Source organism: Comamonas halotolerans (genome assembly GCF_030162935.1).
Classification (GTDB): Bacteria; Pseudomonadota; Gammaproteobacteria; order Burkholderiales; family Burkholderiaceae_C; genus Comamonas; species Comamonas halotolerans.
In genome coordinates this window covers 365,631-382,455 of the sequence record NZ_JASAUZ010000012.1, presented here as the reverse complement: position 1 = coordinate 382,455, position 16,825 = coordinate 365,631, and the positions used below count along the sequence as shown (strand labels likewise).

The following is a 16,825-nucleotide window of genomic DNA, read 5'->3' as shown; positions in this document are numbered from 1 at the left end:
CCTGGCAAGGGTATGACACCAAGGGTAACGGCTTCAAGGATCTGTGAACTCGCACCAACCAGTGCCAAGCATGCAGATCGCAGACCATATTCAAACGCCTACTGAGCGCTCTACTGCGGAGCACTCTCGCTTCTGGCAACGCCTTCATCGTCGCTACGCCGACTTGATGAGCGTGCTGCCTGCCGGTCCACCTGATCGCACCACCATTGAGCAAGGCTTGCACACACTGCAATCCCAGCACGGTCTTGATCTGCCTGCCGCACTGCGTGTGCTGCGCCAACTGGTGATGGAGCGCTTGATGGTGCTGGACTGCACGCAGACAGCAGACTTGGGGCTGATCACGCACGGTGTCACCGCCTTGGCAGAGCTGGCACTGGACCGCGCCTGCACACATGTGCGCCAAGAACTTGACACCCGCCATGGCACCCCTACCGGGCCCGATGGTCAAGCCGTGCCGCTGTGGATCATCGGCATGGGTAAGTTTGGGGCGCGCGAACTCAATGTCTCCAGTGATATTGATCTGATCTATGTCTACGAGCACGAAGGTGAAACACAAGGCCTGAGTGATGGACGCGGCAAAATCAGCAACCACGAGTACTTTGGCAAGGCCGTCAAAGCCATCTATACCCTGATTGGCGACACCACCGAACATGGCTTTGTATTTCGCGTGGACCTGGCCCTGCGCCCCCATGGCAATTCGGGGCCTGCTGCCGTCAGCCTCTCCTCCTTGGAAGACTATCTGCAGGTGCATGGGCGTGAATGGGAACGCTTTGCCTGGCTCAAGAGCCGGGTAGTCGCGCCATTTGCAGCCGTGCAGGCGCCGAATGTGCAAGCTCTGCGTTCCGTGGTGCTGCCGTTCGTATTTCGTAAATATCTGGACTACAGCGTCTTTGACTCACTGCGCAGCCTGCATCGCCAGATTCGTGAGCATGCTGTGCGCCGCAGTGCAGGTCATCCGGAACGGGCCAACGACGTGAAGTTGTCTCGCGGAGGGATTCGTGAAATCGAATTCACCGTACAGCTGCTGCAAGTCGTACGCGGGGGGCAATTTCCCGAACTGCGTTGCCGACCTACGCTGCAAGCCCTGCAGCGCCTGGCGCGCGCCAATCTGATGCCCCAGGAAACGGCGGAGCAACTGGCGCAGGCCTATACCTTTTTGCGCAATGTGGAGCACCGCATCCAGTATCTGGATGATCAGCAGACCCATGTGCTGCCCACCCGTGATGATGATCTGGAATGGATTGCGCACACCATGGGCTATCCGGACACGCGCAACTTTTTGCTGCAACTGGACACGCACCGCGAATTGGTGGCGCAAGAGTTCGACACTTTGCTGGGCGGCAACCAGGCCGGTCAATGTCAAAATGGCACGTGCAATGGACCACGTTCGGTCAACGGTAGCAGCAACGCACCGGATCTTGAAACCCTGATCGACCAGTTGCCTCCCCAAATGGCGCAGCGCATTACTGAGTGGCGCGACCACATCAAGGTGAGAGGCTTGCGCGACGAGGCCCGAGCACGCCTGTTCCGTCTGGTTCAGCAGACCGCCCAGCGGGTCAAAGACGGTTCTTTGCAAGAAGTGGCGGCCATCCGTTTTATCAACTGGCTGGAACCTTTGTTGCGCAGAGAGAGCTATCTGGCGCTATTGCTGGAGCGTCCGTCCGTGCATGAACGCTTGCTGGATTTGCTGGGAGCGGCGAAGTGGCCAGCCCGCTATTTGCAACAGCACCCTGGAGTGATTGATGAGCTGGCCAGCGACCAACTCTTTACCGAACGCTTCAGCGCTGCTGACTTTGAAAATGAGATGGCGCTGCGACTGCAGGCCCTGGAAAGCACTGGCGAGGACGACGACGAAAACCTGCTGAATCTGCTGCGCCGCGCCCAGCACGCTGAAACATTCAGGACACTTGCGCGCGACGTGGAAGGAGCCATCACCGTCGAACAAGTGGCGGACGACCTGAGCGCGCTGGCCGACAGCGTGCTGCGCGTGACCGCGCAGTGGTGCTGGAATCGACTCAAGCAGCGCCACCGCGAAGATCCGCAGTTCGGCATCATCGGCTACGGCAAACTAGGCGGCAAAGAGCTGGGTTACGGCAGTGATCTGGACATTGTCTTCATTTTTGATGATGACGACGAGAATGCGCCCGAGATCTACACCGCCTGGGTACGCAAGCTCATCAACTGGCTCACGGTCAAAACCGGCGAAGGTGATTTGTACGAAATAGACACTGCCCTGCGTCCCAATGGCAACTCGGGTCTGCTGGTCACCAGCTTCAAATCCTACGCAGACTACCAGCAGCAACGCGGCAGCAATACAGCTTGGACCTGGGAGCATCAGGCCATGACGCGGGCGCGCTTTGTCCTGGGCAGCAAAAACTTGCGCCAGCGCTTCGATGAGGTGCGAGCGTCCGTGATCACTGCAGCACGGGACGCGCAGTCACTCAGCGCTGAAATCGTGAGCATGCGGGATCGGGTGCGTGCGGCACACCCCGTGCGCAGCGAATTGTTTGATGTCAAGCACAGTCCGGGCGGAATGGTTGATGCGGAATTTGCTGTGCAATATCTGGTGCTTTCGCAATCTGCACAACACCCAGAGTTGACAGGCAACGTGGGCAATATTGCATTGTTGCAGCGCGCAGAAGCCGCCGGCTTACTCCCTCAGGGCATCGGTCAGTCTGCCGCCACTGCTTACCGCGCATTAAGGCGTATCCAGCACCAGTCTCGTCTGGATGAAGACAATGGAATGGTCAACGAGAGCCTGATCACGCAGCACCGAGATGCAATTTTGGCGCTGTGGCAGGCAGTTTTCCCTTGTTGACGCTCAATATCCATCTCAAAGTCAGCGTTCAGCCAGTTCATTCAGCATCAAAATGTAAGAATATGTTCAACTGCGTTTGAACTCCAATGAACCTCGTTGAATTAAATCTCTCGTCTATTCCCTTTGGCCGGCCTATTCCATTCGCACTGCGCGGAACCGGCGGGGTATTGCTGGCCAACAAAGGGTATGTGATTCGCTCGGCGGACGACCTGCGAGTGCTACTCACCCGAGGACAAGCACTGTATGTGGATGTTGATGAATCGGGAGAAAGCTATCGAGCATTTCTGGCGCAGATTCAGTCCTTGTTACTGTCTAACAAACCGCTGAACAAGATTACAAACATGACCTTGCAAACTTCCGCAGCCCCTGTGCTTGCGGAGAATGAGCAGGAGGACAGTCCCCCGGTCTGGAGAGAGTGGCAGCTGGGGCTCACGCAATTGCTGCGCAATCCGGAGCCTGCCAGTTTTGCCGTGCGCTTTGAAGATCTGTTCTCCGGATTCAGCCGCTATCTACTCAAAAATCCGGATGCCACGCTGCTGGCACTGATGCAGATGTCGGCACAAGAAACGCATTATTACTGCGCCACACACTCGATGCTGGTCGCATCCATCTGCATGACAGTGGCACGCGAGACCCTGCGCTGGCCCGAAAACCGTGTCCTGACACTGGGCCGTGCCGCACTGAGCATGAACATTGGCATGGCACGCCTACAAGATGAGTTGGCACTGCAGAGCACACCACTCACGCCCCAGCAAGCTCAGGCCGTGGATCAGCACTCCGACATGTCTGTGAGCATTTTGCGCACCATGGGTATTTCGGACCCTCTATGGCTGGACGCAGTACGTACCCACCATCACCGTGCGCCGGGCAAACTGTCAGAGAAAACGCTGAGCCAGCAAATGGCGCGCCTGATTCAGCGCTCCGACATTTTTGGCGCACGCATCGCACCACGCGCCAGCCGCGAGCCTATGTCGGTCACATCTGCCATGCAGGCCAGCTACTACGACGAGACCAAGTCTGTGGATGAGGCCGGCGCTGCACTGGTCAAGGCTTTGGGCATTTATCCACCCGGTGCCTGGGTCAAGCTGGCCACCGATGAAATAGCCGTCGTAGTGCGGCGAGGCAGTTCTGCAGCCACTCCTCGCGTTGCAGTACTCCTGAACCGCTCCGGCATGGCAACCGGGGAGCCTATCCCCCGTGACACCGCTCAGGCGACCTGGAAGATTGTCAGCCCTGTCGCACACAAAGACGTGCGAGTTCGCCTACCTTTGGAAAAATTGCTGGCCCTATGATTAGCTCAAACAGGTGCTCAATGTGCTGGAAATTTTTTTGGAACTAATCCAAATTTTCTTGCTCAGAAAGCTCTGTCAGGGTTAAAAACCGGCCAGTTTCAGTGTTGCGAAGCCGCCCTTCGGGGTTTGTCAGTCTTGGAGTGCATCTCCTCCCTCCCTCTCTTAATTCACTTCAAGACGCTTCGCAGCCTTTTTATTCCGCAAGGGCACCACAAGGTGCCCTTGTTTTTTGTCCGTGATGGGGTTGTGTGGATTTTGCGCAGTGCACCTTGGAAGCGGGGCACCTACAATTGCGGGCCATGAGCCTGTCTTCCATCTCCGCCCTCTCCCCGCTTGACGGCCGCTATGCCGCCAAGCTTTCCGCCCTGCGCCCCATCATGAGTGAGCAAGGCTATATGCACCGCCGTGTCCAAGTGGAAATCACTTGGTTCATCGCTTTATCGGATGCCGGCTTTGCCGAGTTTCCGCCACTGAGCGAAGGTGCACGCACTTACTTGCACAGCCTGGTCAGCGATTTCTCTGAAGCCGACGCCGCCGCGATCAAGGAGATCGAGAAGACCACCAACCACGACGTCAAAGCCGTTGAATATTGGATCAAGGGCAAGTTCGACGGTCGCCCCGAGCTGCAAAAAGCCGCAGAATTCGTGCACTTTGCCTGCACCAGCGAAGACATCAACAACACCAGCCACGCCCTGCAAATCCGCGTAGGCCGCGACATGGTGGTGTTACCTGCCCTGGATCGCATCGTTTTGAAGCTGCGCGAAATGGCACACCAGTATGCTGATGTGCCCATGCTGAGCCGCACGCATGGTCAGACTGCGTCCCCCACCACCGTGGGCAAGGAAATTGCCAACGTTTTGGTCCGTCTGCAAAAGGCTGTGGACAACATCGCCAATGTCAAGGTGCTGGGCAAGATGAACGGCGCTGTAGGCAACTACAACGCCCATCTGTCGGCCTGGCCTGCTTTTGACTGGGAAGCCTTCTCCAAGAACGTGATCGAGTCGCCCGAGCCCAAGGGGCTGGGTCTGACCTTTCAGCCCTACTCCATCCAGATCGAGCCCCATGACTACATGGCCGAGTTCTTTGACGCGGTGGCGCGCGCCAACACCATCCTGGTGGACTTCTCGCGCGATGTCTGGGGCTATGTCTCGCTGGGGTACTTCAAGCAGCGTCTGAAGGCCGGTGAAATCGGCTCCTCAACCATGCCCCACAAGGTCAATCCCATCGACTTCGAAAACGCCGAGGGCAATCTGGGTCTGGCCAATGCGCTGCTCAAGCATCTGTCAGAGAAACTGCCTGTGTCCCGCTGGCAGCGTGACCTGACCGACTCCACCGTGCTGCGCAACATTGGTGTGGCACTGGGTTACGCCACCCTGGCGTACACCTCGCTGATGACCGGTCTGAACAAGCTGGAGCTCAATGAAGAGCGCTTGCAAGAAGATCTGGACCATGCCTGGGAAGTGCTGGCCGAACCCATCCAGACTGTAATGCGCCGCTACGGTGTGCAAGGAGCCTACGAGAAGCTCAAGGAAGTGACCCGTGGCAAAACTGTGCACGCCGAAGACCTCCACCGCCTGATCAATGGCCTGGAGATTCCACAGGCTGACAAAGACCGCCTGCTGGCCATGACCCCTGCGTCGTACATTGGCAAGGCGGCTGAACTGGCCCGCCGCGTCTAATCCACGCCCATGCTGCTGCGCTTTCCTGCTGAGCGCAGCAGCCATCAAGAGCTGCCCACGCGCGGACAAACCAGCGCTGGCAGCTCTTGTTTTTATCCCCATTCAGCCCCCTGCGGGCTGCCGCACCAGACACCCGCCATGGCACTGAAATCTACGGTCTACAAGGCCAATCTGTCGATTGCCGACATCGACCACAACTACTACGCAGACCACAATCTGACCTTGGCGCGCCATCCCAGCGAGACTGATGACCGCATGATGATCCGACTGGTCGCTCTGGCGCTCAATGCCTGGCAATTGCAGGCACTGTGCAACGGTGACGGCACACTGGGTTTTGGCGTGGGCCTGAGCGATCCCGATGATCCGGATGTGCATATCACCGACTACACCGGCCAAAAGCGCCTGTGGATCGAGGTAGGCCAGCCCGAGGAAAAGCCCATCACCAAAGCCTGCAACAAGTCCGACCACGTGCTGGTCTACCCGTTCAACCATGCAGCCAATGTGTGGTGGAAGGGTCTGGAGGGCAAGGTCAACCGCCAAAGCAAGCTGGAAGTGCTGTACATCGACTCCGAAATTGCGCAGCAACTCGGCGGCCTGGCAGAACGCAGCATGCAGCTGCAAGCCACCATCCAGGAAGGCCAGCTGACGCTGTCCAGCGACCTTGGGACGGTTTTTGTCGAGCCCCAGCGCTGGAAATAAGACCTGCTTCCACCGTGCGCCGCCTACAATGCCACCCAGTTTTCCACACACTTCTATAAGACTTGAAGGCTGACGCCATGAACATCATCCGCTTTTCCGACCTGTGCGCCCAAGGCAAAGTCCAAGGCCAACGTGTTTTCATTCGTGCCGATTTGAACGTGCCGCTCAACGATGCAGGCCAGATCACCGAAGACACCCGCGTGCGCGCTTCGGTGCCTGCCATTGAAATGGCGCTGAAAGCCGGTGCAGCAGTCATGGTAACCAGTCACCTGGGCCGCCCCACAGAGGGAGAATTCAAGCCAGAAGATTCCCTGGCTCCTGTGGCCAAGCGCCTGGGCGAACTGCTGGGCCGCGAAGTGCCTCTGGTCGCCAACTGGGTGGATGGTGTTCAGGTGCAGCCCGGCCAAGTCGTGCTGTTGGAAAACTGCCGCGTGAACATAGGTGAAAAGAAGAACAAGGAAGAACTGGCACACAAGCTGGCCGCCTTGTGCGACATCTTTGTGCATGACGCATTTGGCACCGCCCACCGCGCCGAAGGCACCACCTACGGTATCGCACAATTTGCCCCCATCGCCTGTGCAGGTCCACTGCTGTCTGCCGAAATTGACGCCATCACCAAGGCGCTGGCCGCCCCCGCGCGCCCCCTGGCTGCCATCGTGGCAGGCTCCAAGGTATCGACCAAGCTGACCATTTTGCAGTCGCTGGCCAAGAACGTGGACCAGTTGATCGTAGGCGGCGGCATTGCCAACACCTTCATGCTGGCTGCTGGCCTGAAAATCGGCAAATCGTTGGCAGAGCCTGATCTGATTGGTGAAGCCAAGGCCGTGATCGACGCCATGGCCGCCCGCGGTGCAGACGTGCCCGTGCCTACCGACGTGGTCACCGCCAAGGCTTTCGCAGCCGATGCGCCCGCTACCGTGAAGAAAGCCACCGAAGTTGAAGACGATGACATGATTCTGGACATCGGCCCTGAAACTGCCGCCAAGCTGGCCGAGCAGCTCAAGAAGGCTGGCACCATTGTCTGGAACGGCCCCGTGGGCGTGTTCGAGTTTGACCAGTTTGCCAACGGCACCAAGACCATAGCGGCTGCGATTGCTGAATCAGCCGCTTTCAGCATTGCTGGCGGCGGCGACACGCTGGCCGCCATTGCCAAGTACGGCATCGAAGACAAGGTGGGCTATATCTCCACCGGCGGCGGTGCCTTCCTGGAAGTGCTGGAAGGCAAGACCCTGCCCGCCTTTGAAATCCTGCAAAAGCGCGCCAACGATTAATCAGGCTTCAGGCCAAACTGGCTTCTAGCGCTTGTGTAGCAAGCGCTGAAAGCAATCAAAACAAAGCCCGCAACATCTAAGCTGCGGGCTTTGTGGTTGATGCGCTTACGTTACCCGAACAGGTAGCTGCCCCCCGTCCATGCCAGATAGCCCAGCACACTGAAGTACGCCACGCTGAGTACCAGGCCTAGGTATCCCAGAATCACGAAAAGGCCATCGCGCTGCAGCAGCCCCACCGTCAACAGCAAGATCCCCACGGCAGGCGCGGTGTTGGAAAAGGGAATCGGCCCCAGCGGCGCCATCAGCAGCAAGCCACCAAACACCACTGCTGCGCAGTTCAGGCGCAGCATGGGCACAGAGGTCAGCCCCAGCCAGCGCTCTTTCACCCAACGGTCAATCTTGCTCACAACGGCCACGCCTTTATGCAGTACAGGTACCAACTTATTGGCATCCAACGGTTTCAGCAAGATACGTTGGGGCAGCCAGGGCAGACGATTCAAAAACAGGGCCGAAGCGAGCAGCACAATGGCTGCACCAAAAACGGTGGAAACACCGGGAATAGATACGGGAATGAGAAATGGCAGCGTAGACAGCGCGCAGATCAGCAACATGCCTTGACGACCGCTACGCTCCAACAGCTCTTTCAAGGTGACCGTGTCACCATCAATTTCATCAATGACGGTAGTGAGCAGGTGGCTCAGCATAAAAAAACCCAGAAATCAGCAGTAGATGCTGATTTCTGAGCATACTTCACAGCAAAAGTTGCATCCTGTCATACCGCTTTGCGGCTGGGCCACAAGACGGTCGCAATGGCCAGCACCATCAGCGCCACTGCCGTCCAGTCTTGCCAGTGAAGCACCTCATTGAGCCACCACGCGCCGCTGAACACCCCCAGTACGGGGATAAACATCACACTCAGGGTAGAAGCCACCGGCGGCAGGCTGCGCGCCAGGACAAACCAGACCACCTGCGCAAAACCTACTACCAGCAGTCCGTTGAACAAGATGGTGCCCACCGCAACCGTGCCGGGTAGGTGCCACTGACTTCGCTCCAGAGATACCGCCCCCAAACTCAGCACGAGTGCCGTGATCAGCATCATCCAGAACGCCATGGTCAACACGGGCACAGGCATGGAGGCCCGCCGCATCATCTGCGTTCCAATCGCCCAGCAAAAGGCTGCAAACAAAATCATCAAAGCGCCTGTGGGTCGACTGCCCAAAGCGCCAAATTCATGCCACAGCAGCAGCATCACGCCCAGGAATGCCGCAGCAACGCCACACCAGGCGCGGCCAGCCAGACGGTCACGGTAAATCAAGCTGCCAATCACTGCTGAAAAAATAGGCATGGTGTAGCCCAGAATGGCTGCTCGCCCGCTGGAGACCAGAGGCATGGCCACAATCACCAGACAGTGCCAGATCACCATATTGAACAGCGTGAGCCTGGCCAGCGTGCCCCAGTGCTCGCGTGCAATGCTCAAAGACTGTTTTTGCATTCGCAGCACACACAGCACCACCAGCAAACCGATCCACATTGAGATGGCGCGAAAGCTCAGCGGCGGGAAATGCGTCACTCCGAGCTTCATGATCGGCCAGTTCACGCCCCAAATCAGCGTCAGCAGCACCAGAAGAACCAATTGTCGGGGAGTAAAAGCAGGCATAGGACGTAGATTGTGCCTGCCCCCTACAATTGCTGCTCATGACTTTTCTCGACATGCTGCGCGACGCGTCCACGCGCAACAACTCCATGCTGTGCGTGGGACTGGACCCCGAGCCTTCCAAGTTCCCCGCTGCCATGCGTGGTGACGCTTCCAAGATCTACGACTTCTGCGCCGCCATTGTCGATGCCACCCACGATCTGGTGAACAGTTTCAAGCCCCAGATCGCCTACTTCGCAGCACATCGTGCCGAAGACCAGCTCGAAAAGCTCATGGCGCACATGCGCAAAGTGGCCCCTCATGTGCCCGTCATTCTGGATGCCAAGCGCGGTGATATCGGCTCCACCGCCGAGCAATACGCCAAAGAGGCTTTTGAACGCTACGGTGCAGATGCCGTCACGCTTTCGCCATTCATGGGCTTTGACTCCATCACGCCTTACCTCAAATACGAAGGCAAGGGCGCTTTCTTGCTGTGTCGCACATCCAACCCTGGTGGCGATGATCTGCAAGCCCAGGTGCTGGCCGATGTCCCCGGCCAGCCACATATGTTTGAGCACGTCGCCAAACTGGCCCAGGGTCCGTGGAACACCAATGGTCAGCTCGGTTTGGTAGTGGGTGCCACACGCCCCCACGAGATTGAACGCGTACGCGCCGTAGCACCCACTTTGCCATTGCTGATTCCTGGCGTTGGTGCCCAGGGGGGCGATGCCGTAGCCACCGTGAAGGCCGCGCGCCTTGGCGGCGGGCCCATCATCATCAACTCCTCTCGCGCTGTGCTGTATGCCTCGCAAGGAGAAGACTTTGCCGCAGCTGCACGCCAAGCAGCCATGGACACCCGCGAGACGCTCAACCAAGCAGCACTGGCAGCTTAAGAACGTGCTTACGACCTAAGCACACGCGCTTTTCAACCCACATGGCCCTCGCTATGTGGTTTTTTTGTTGCCGTCAACTTTAGATTTGCATCAAGCGGCACTCCACTAAATCGCACAATCGTTCTTTTTTTGCAAAAAAAGCGCATTTCATGTAGCAAAACCTAGGGTTTGCACAGGGGCGCACCGCTTTGGCTCCCTCCACAATCTTCACAAAGGGCTCAGACCCTGGGCATGGGGGAGGAGAGCCATTCACCGCCATGTCTGTCACTTTCCGACGTAACAACGACAATTGAGCGGAGACAAAGCATGAGTGAGCGTCCATGGTTGGCGTCCTATCCCGAAGGCGTACCTACTGACATTGATCCCAGCAGCTATCACTCTTTGGTAGCACTGATGGAGCAAGCCTTCAAATCCCACGCCTCACGCTCGGCGTATTCGTATATGGGCAAAGACATCAGCTTCAGCGATGTCGATCGTCAAAGCCAGACTTTTGCAGCCTACTTTCAGTCTCTGGGCATGAGCCAAGGTGACCGCGTGGCCATCATGATGCCCAACGTGCCTCAATATCCTATTGCTGTCGCTGCCATTCTGCGTGCAGGCTTTGTCGTGGTGAATGTCAATCCGCTGTACACCGCCCGTGAACTTGAGCACCAGCTCAAAGATTCCGGTGCCAAAGCCATTGTCATCATTGAAAACTTTGCCCACACATTGGAGCAATGCATCAAGCAAACAGCGGTTGAGCATGTGGTCTTGTGCTCCATGGGCGACATGCTGGGCACGCTCAAAGGCTGTCTGGTGAATTATGTGGTGCGCAATGTCAAAAAGATGGTGCCCGCCTTCAACCTGCCCAAGGCCGTACGCTACAAGGATGCCATCCGCCAAGGTGGCAACGCCAGCTTCCGCAAGGCCGAAGTCGGCCCCGACGATATTGCAGTGTTGCAATACACAGGCGGCACGACCGGCGTGAGCAAGGGCGCAGTGCTGCTGCACCGCAACGTCATTGCCAACACGCTCCAATGCGAGGCATGGTTCAGCCCTGTGCTCAAAGACATGCGCCAAAGCGGAGAACAAGTCACCAGTGTGTGCGCGCTACCGCTCTATCACATCTTTGCTTTCACCGTGAACATGATGCTGTCCATGCACACGGGTGGCAAAAACATCTTGATCCCCAATCCGCGGGATCTGGCAGGTACGCTCAAAGAGCTGTCCAAGCACAAGTTCCACAACTTCCCTGCAGTGAACACCCTGTTCAACGGTCTGTCCCATCACCCGGATTTCAACAAAGTGGACTGGAGCCACCTGAAAGTATCCGTCGGTGGCGGTATGGCCGTGCAAGGTGCGGTAGCCAAACGCTGGCTGGAGAAGACTGGCTGCCCTATCGTGGAAGGTTATGGCCTGTCGGAAACCAGCCCTGTGGTGAGTTGCAACCCGGTGACTGCCAAAGAGTTCACGGGCACCATCGGTGTTCCGTGTCCCAGCACCTACGTCAAGCTGATTGGCGAAGACGGTCAGCCAGTCACCGAACTGGGTAAAACCGGTGAAATTGCGGTAAAGGGCCCGCAAGTCATGGCGGGCTACTGGCAGCGGCCCGACGAGACCGCCAAGTCCATGACCGCAGATGGCTACTTCCTGACGGGTGATATCGGCACCATGGATGAGCGCGGCTACATCAAGATCGTGGACCGTAAAAAAGACATGGTGCTGGTCAGCGGCTTCAACGTCTACCCCAATGAGGTTGAAGACGTGGTTGCCATGTGCCCTGGTGTGCTGGAGTGTGCCGTAGTGGGTGTGCCAGACGAGAAAACCGGAGAAGCCGTGAAGCTGGTGGTCGTCAGGGAGAACGATAGTCTGACCGAAGAAGTGCTGCGCAAGTTCTGCCGTGAGAACCTGACCGGCTACAAGCAGCCACGTGTCATCGAATTCCGCACTGAGCTGCCCAAAACGCCAGTCGGCAAGATTTTGCGACGCGAACTGCGCTGATGCAGCCAAGCCCGTACACTTTGCGCTCCAACCGTTCTCAGCCACGGCCCTTCGGGGCCGTTTTTCATGTCTTTTGATTTGCCATGACACTTGCCATTTTGAGTGCCCTTCCTGAAGAACAGCAAGGCATTGCTCACGCCCTGACCAACGCTCAAGAAGTCGTGCGCGCTGGACGCACCTTTGTACGTGGTCACATGCATGGCACAGACGTGGTGCTGGCACTGAGTGGTATTGGCAAGGTTGCGGCAGCCACGACCACCACCACACTCGTGGAGCACTTTGGGGTGCAGCAACTCGTTTTCACTGGTGTTGCGGGCGGGTTGGGCCCTACGGTCCGTGTGGGCGACGTGATCGTCGCCCAACATTTTGTGCAGCATGACATGGATGTGCGCCCACTGTTCCCGCGCTGGCAGGTGCCTGGCTACGCAAGCCCTTTGTTCGCGTGCAATGCAGAACTGGTACATCAGTTACATTCCGCGGCAGATAGCTGCACCCAGTCAGCGGCCCAATGGAATGAGCCACTGCTCAACCAGCATGCGCCTTGCGTGCACACCGGCCTGATTGCCAGCGGCGATCAGTTCATAGTGTCTGCAGCGGTCTCGCACAGCATTCACAGCGCACTGCAAGATGCGGGACTGGCTGCTTTGGCGGTCGAAATGGAAGGCGCAGCCATTGCCCAGGTGTGCGCCGACTACGGCATACCATTTGCCGCTGTACGCACTATCTCTGACCGCGCTGACGACGATGCCCATGTGGATTTTCCCGCCTTTGTAACCGCCGTGGCCAGCCGTTATGCCCAGCACATTATCACCCACATGCTGCTTGCGCGGGCCCATTAGCCGCATTCGCTGCCCCATTCTTTGCCCTGCCCACTCAGCCTACGCGGAAGTGGGCTTTTTTGATTGGCGCACAATGCTCTGGTCTGCGGCCCTGCGCCGCCCTGCTTTCGGAGGTTCGCCATGAACGCACGCATTCCTTCCAGCGCTTTGAATACGTCTCAAGCGCTGGAACAAGTCAGCCAGAAATGGGACAACGACATTGTTGGCCAGCTCAAAGACTACATCGCCATTCCCGCCAAATCCCCGATGTTTGCTCCGGACTGGGAGCAGCAGGGTCTGCTCGAGACTGTGCTGCGCAATGCTGCCGACTGGGTGGAAGCACAAAATGTTGAAGGCCTGAAACTGGAAATTGTGCGCATGCCTGGCCGTACCCCCGTGCTGTTCTTTGAGGTTGCCGGGACACAGCCTAACGCCAACAATGCAGACAGCCCCACGGTGCTGATGTACGGCCATCTGGACAAGCAGCCTGAATTTGAAGGCTGGCGCAGTGACCTTGGACCATGGACGCCCAAGTACGAAGATGGCAAGCTCTATGGCCGCGGCGGCGCAGACGATGGCTACGCTGTCTATGCCAGCGTGGCCGCAGTGCAAGCACTGAAGAGCCAGAACGTGATGCACCCGCGCATCGTCGGCATCATCGAAACAGCAGAAGAAAGCGGCTCTGCCGATTTGCTGCCCTATATCGACACCCTGCGCCCCCGTCTGGGTGCTGTGGAACTGGTGATTTGCCTGGACAGTGGCGCTGGCAACTACGACCAGCTGTGGCTAACGACCAGCCTCCGAGGCATGGCCAGCGGAACGTTGAAAGTGGAGATACTCACGGAAGGCGTGCACTCGGGCGATGCCTCGGGCGTGGTGCCTTCATCTTTCCGCATCATGCGTCAGGTTCTGGACCGCCTGGAAGACAGCAAGACCGGTCGCATGCTGCCTGCCAGCTTCCACTGTGAAGTTCCTGCAGAGCGCCTGGCCCAGGCCAGAGCCACTGCCACCATCCTCGGAGATGAGACGTACAAACGCTTCCCCTGGGCCCACCACGATTGCGGCGGCTCCTCGCTGGTATCGCTACCCACTACCACCGACCCGGTGCAAGCGCTGCTCAAACGCACCTGGGAGCCCACCTTGAGCGTGACCGGCGCCGAAGGCTTCCCTACCCTGCAAAACGCAGGCAACGTGCTGCGCCCTTACACCGCCTTCAAGCTCAGTCTGCGCCTGCCTCCGCTGGTGGATGCGGCGGCCTGTGTGCAAGAGATGAAGACCTTGCTGGAAGACAATGCGCCCTACCAGGCCAAGGTCACCTGGGAAGGGCTGTCCAGCTCCAGTGGCTGGAACGCTCCGGCCATGGACAACTGGTTTGAAGTCGCACTGAATCAGGCCAGCCGTGCACACTTTGGCGCAGACTGTGGCTACATCGGCCAGGGCGGCACCATTCCGCTGATGAATCTGCTGAGCCAGGGCTTCCCCAAGGCGCAAATGATGGTCTGCGGCGTGCTCGGACCCAAGAGCAATGCCCACGGCCCCAATGAGTTTCTGCATGTTCCTTATGCCAAGAAGCTTACCGCCGCAGTGGCCCAAGTGATTGCAGCCATGCCCGTCGCAGCTACCGTGGACACAGCAACCTGATAACAGTGATCCTCCCCCAAAAAAACAAGCACCTTTTCCAGGTGCTTGTTTTTTTGATGAATCCTGGCTTTTGCCTCCTGCCTACAAGGTTGATAGCACCAAAGCCGCCAGAGGAGCAGTTTCTGCACGCAAAACACGCGGCCCAAGGGTAACCGGCACAAAGCCGTTGCTGCGCGCCAGCCCTTCTTCTGCAGCGGTCAGGCCGCCTTCAGGTCCTGACAGAAAAAATACGGGCTGCTCGGCATCGCTGCCCAGCGCCTGTTGCAGCGGTTGCGTGCCTTCCGCCAAAGACAGCACGGCCCGCAAGCCTTCGCTGGTAGGGAATTGCTGCAGCCACTGCGCCAGTGTCACCGCCTCATGAATCACCGGCACGCGGTTTCTCCCGCACTGCTCGCAAGCGGCCACAGCCACCGCTTGCCAATGGGCGCGTTTCTTATCGCCCCGCTCTCCTTTGAGCTTGAGCACGCTGCGCTCTGCCAGCAAGGGCGTAATGCTGGTCACGCCCAGCTCTGCGGCCTTCTCTACCAGCCAGTCCATGCGCTCGTTGGCCGTGATGCCTGCCAGCAAGTGCACGGGACGCTGGTTTTCGCGGTCGATAGCCACATGCGTATCCACGCGCACCTGCACATCGCTGCGCCCCATGCGCAAAATGGTGGCTTGCCACTCACCACCAATACCGTCCTGGTGGCCTTCAAACAAGGTGATGACATCGCCTGGCTGCATGCGCAGCACTTGAACATGGCGCGCTGCACCAGCGGGCAAACCCAGCTCGATGCCGGAAGACAGCGCAAGCGGACAGTGAAAACGGGGCATAACAGCCTCAAATAAGAGCTGCCAACGCTGGAGCAAACTGGATCTCAAAGAATTTTCATCTTGAAATTCAGCGCCCTCCTGCGCGCACAGCCTGGGGTTTTACATGCGCCCGTAGGCGTAGCCAACTTGTGGCTGAATGTTTTCGATCTGATCAATCAGACGTAACAATGGCGCCAGCTCGCGGTAGCGGCTACAGGTGGAACGCAAGTAATGAATGAATCGCGGTGTGTCAGCCAGATACTTGGGTTTGCCATCGCGCAACGTCAACCGGGCGAAGATGCCTGCCACCTTGAGATGGCGCTGCAAACCCATCCACTCCACCGCCCGGTAAAACTCACCAAAGTCATCGCCCCAGCCACTTTGGCTTGTGGCACCGACCAGCCCGGCCTTGCGGGCTTTTTCCCAGTAACGCACGGTAATGTCGATGACAAAATCTTCCTCCCACGAGAGGAAGGCATCGCGCATCAGGCTGGCAATATCGTAGGTGATGGGGCCATAGACCGCATCTTGGAAGTCAAGAATCGACAAGCCAGCGCCCGGCTGTGCGGGCAACATGAGGTTACGCGCCATGAAATCACGGTGGACGTACACGCTGGGTGCAGAAAGATTCTGCTTCACGATGGCATCAAATGTTTTGCACAGCACCGCTTGCTGTTTGTCATCCAGCGAAATCTGACGGTGCTTGGCTATGTACCAATCCGGAAACAATTGCAACTCTCGGCGCAACAAAGCATCGTCATAGGCGGGCAGGACATCTGGTTTGGAGGCCAATTGCCAGCGCAGCAACAGCTCTGTGGCCTCACGGTACCAAGGTTCAGCATCACGCGCCTTCTCAGGCGAGAGGATCTCGATCAGCGTTCGGTTGCCCATATCGGTCAACAGCATAAATCCGCTGGACTCATCCCATGCCAACACTTGTGGTACGGGCAATCCGGCTTCCGCCATCAAGGCCTGCACCTTGACAAAGGGCTGGCAGCTCTCTTTGTCTGGAGGCGCATCCATGATGATCAGGCTGTCGCCATGCTCAGTATCAATGCGCAGATAACGGCGAAAGCTTGCATCCGCCGACGCAGGACGTAAACTGCTTGGCCGCAGAGCATGCTGCTGCGTCAGGCTGACCAGCCATTGTTCAAACAATGTTTGACGACCGGGTTCGGTCCAAACAACGGGGGATGTGGGAAGGATTGGATCGCTCATGGATAATCCGATTCTACAAACGGCCTGGATCCCCTCCGCGCTAGCCTTCTATCTCCGCCTTGATTAAATGCGCCTGTGAGCCCACAAGCTT

13 protein-coding genes are annotated in these 16,825 nt (G+C 57.9%); 9 read left to right on the top strand and 4 right to left on the bottom strand.

The features are described 5' to 3' along the window. The first annotated feature begins 70 nt into the window (after window positions 1-70). The 5 genes from glnE (at window position 71) to QEP11_RS09020 (ending at window position 7,759) form a co-directional block, all read left to right on the top strand. On the top strand, window positions 71-2,818 hold the full coding sequence (gene glnE, locus QEP11_RS09040) for a bifunctional [glutamate--ammonia ligase]-adenylyl-L-tyrosine phosphorylase/[glutamate--ammonia-ligase] adenylyltransferase (protein WP_284336300.1): 2,748 nt from the start codon (window positions 71-73) through the stop codon (window positions 2,816-2,818). Between the two features lie 86 nt (window positions 2,819-2,904). Next, complete coding sequence (locus QEP11_RS09035; RefSeq protein ID WP_284336299.1) at window positions 2,905-4,110, top strand: HD-GYP domain-containing protein; 1,206 nt, start codon at window positions 2,905-2,907, stop codon at window positions 4,108-4,110. 299 nt (window positions 4,111-4,409) lie between these two features. Next, window positions 4,410-5,789, top strand: coding sequence for an adenylosuccinate lyase (gene purB, locus QEP11_RS09030; protein WP_284336298.1), 1,380 nt, complete (start codon window positions 4,410-4,412; stop codon window positions 5,787-5,789). A gap of 138 nt (window positions 5,790-5,927) precedes the next feature. Then, window positions 5,928-6,488, top strand: a complete 561-nt coding sequence (locus QEP11_RS09025) for a YaeQ family protein (RefSeq protein WP_284336398.1) — start codon at window positions 5,928-5,930, stop codon at window positions 6,486-6,488. A gap of 77 nt (window positions 6,489-6,565) precedes the next feature. Beyond that, a complete protein-coding gene (locus QEP11_RS09020; RefSeq protein WP_284336297.1) occupies window positions 6,566-7,759 on the top strand; it encodes a phosphoglycerate kinase in 1,194 nt (397 codons plus the stop codon). Between the two features lie 110 nt (window positions 7,760-7,869). Here QEP11_RS09020 and QEP11_RS09015 read toward each other — a convergent pair whose 3' ends face one another. Next, entirely contained in the window at window positions 7,870-8,463 is a 594-nt protein-coding gene (locus QEP11_RS09015; protein ID WP_284336296.1) for an exopolysaccharide biosynthesis protein, read from the bottom strand. A 68-nt stretch (window positions 8,464-8,531) separates the two neighbouring features. Next, complete coding sequence (locus tag QEP11_RS09010; RefSeq protein WP_284336295.1) at window positions 8,532-9,416, bottom strand: DMT family transporter; 885 nt, start codon at window positions 9,414-9,416, stop codon at window positions 8,532-8,534. 38 nt (window positions 9,417-9,454) lie between these two features. Between QEP11_RS09010 and pyrF the strand changes: the two genes are divergently transcribed. The 4 genes from pyrF to QEP11_RS08990 all read left to right on the top strand — a co-directional run bounded on the left by pyrF (window position 9,455) and on the right by QEP11_RS08990 (window position 14,724). After that, complete coding sequence (gene pyrF / locus QEP11_RS09005; RefSeq protein ID WP_284336294.1) at window positions 9,455-10,285, top strand: orotidine-5'-phosphate decarboxylase; 831 nt, start codon at window positions 9,455-9,457, stop codon at window positions 10,283-10,285. A gap of 306 nt (window positions 10,286-10,591) precedes the next feature. Beyond that, window positions 10,592-12,265, top strand: a complete 1,674-nt coding sequence (locus QEP11_RS09000) for a long-chain-fatty-acid--CoA ligase (protein ID WP_284336293.1) — start codon at window positions 10,592-10,594, stop codon at window positions 12,263-12,265. A gap of 83 nt (window positions 12,266-12,348) precedes the next feature. Then, the gene (locus tag QEP11_RS08995) at window positions 12,349-13,104 is read left to right on the top strand and encodes a 5'-methylthioadenosine/adenosylhomocysteine nucleosidase (RefSeq protein WP_284336292.1); all 756 of its coding nucleotides are present in this window, start codon (window positions 12,349-12,351) and stop codon (window positions 13,102-13,104) included. A 120-nt stretch (window positions 13,105-13,224) separates the two neighbouring features. After that, the gene (locus tag QEP11_RS08990; protein WP_284336291.1) at window positions 13,225-14,724 is read left to right on the top strand and encodes a M20 family metallopeptidase; all 1,500 of its coding nucleotides are present in this window, start codon (window positions 13,225-13,227) and stop codon (window positions 14,722-14,724) included. Window positions 14,725-14,805: 81 nt separating this feature from the next. Here QEP11_RS08990 and QEP11_RS08985 read toward each other — a convergent pair whose 3' ends face one another. Continuing rightward, window positions 14,806-15,537 carry a 16S rRNA (uracil(1498)-N(3))-methyltransferase gene (locus QEP11_RS08985; protein WP_284336290.1) on the bottom strand — a complete coding sequence of 244 codons (732 nt, stop codon included), beginning with the start codon at window positions 15,535-15,537 and terminating at the stop codon, window positions 14,806-14,808. 99 nt (window positions 15,538-15,636) lie between these two features. Continuing rightward, the gene (locus tag QEP11_RS08980; RefSeq protein ID WP_284336289.1) at window positions 15,637-16,734 is read right to left on the bottom strand and encodes an aminoglycoside phosphotransferase family protein; all 1,098 of its coding nucleotides are present in this window, start codon (window positions 16,732-16,734) and stop codon (window positions 15,637-15,639) included. Between the last annotated feature and the right edge of the window lie 91 nt (window positions 16,735-16,825).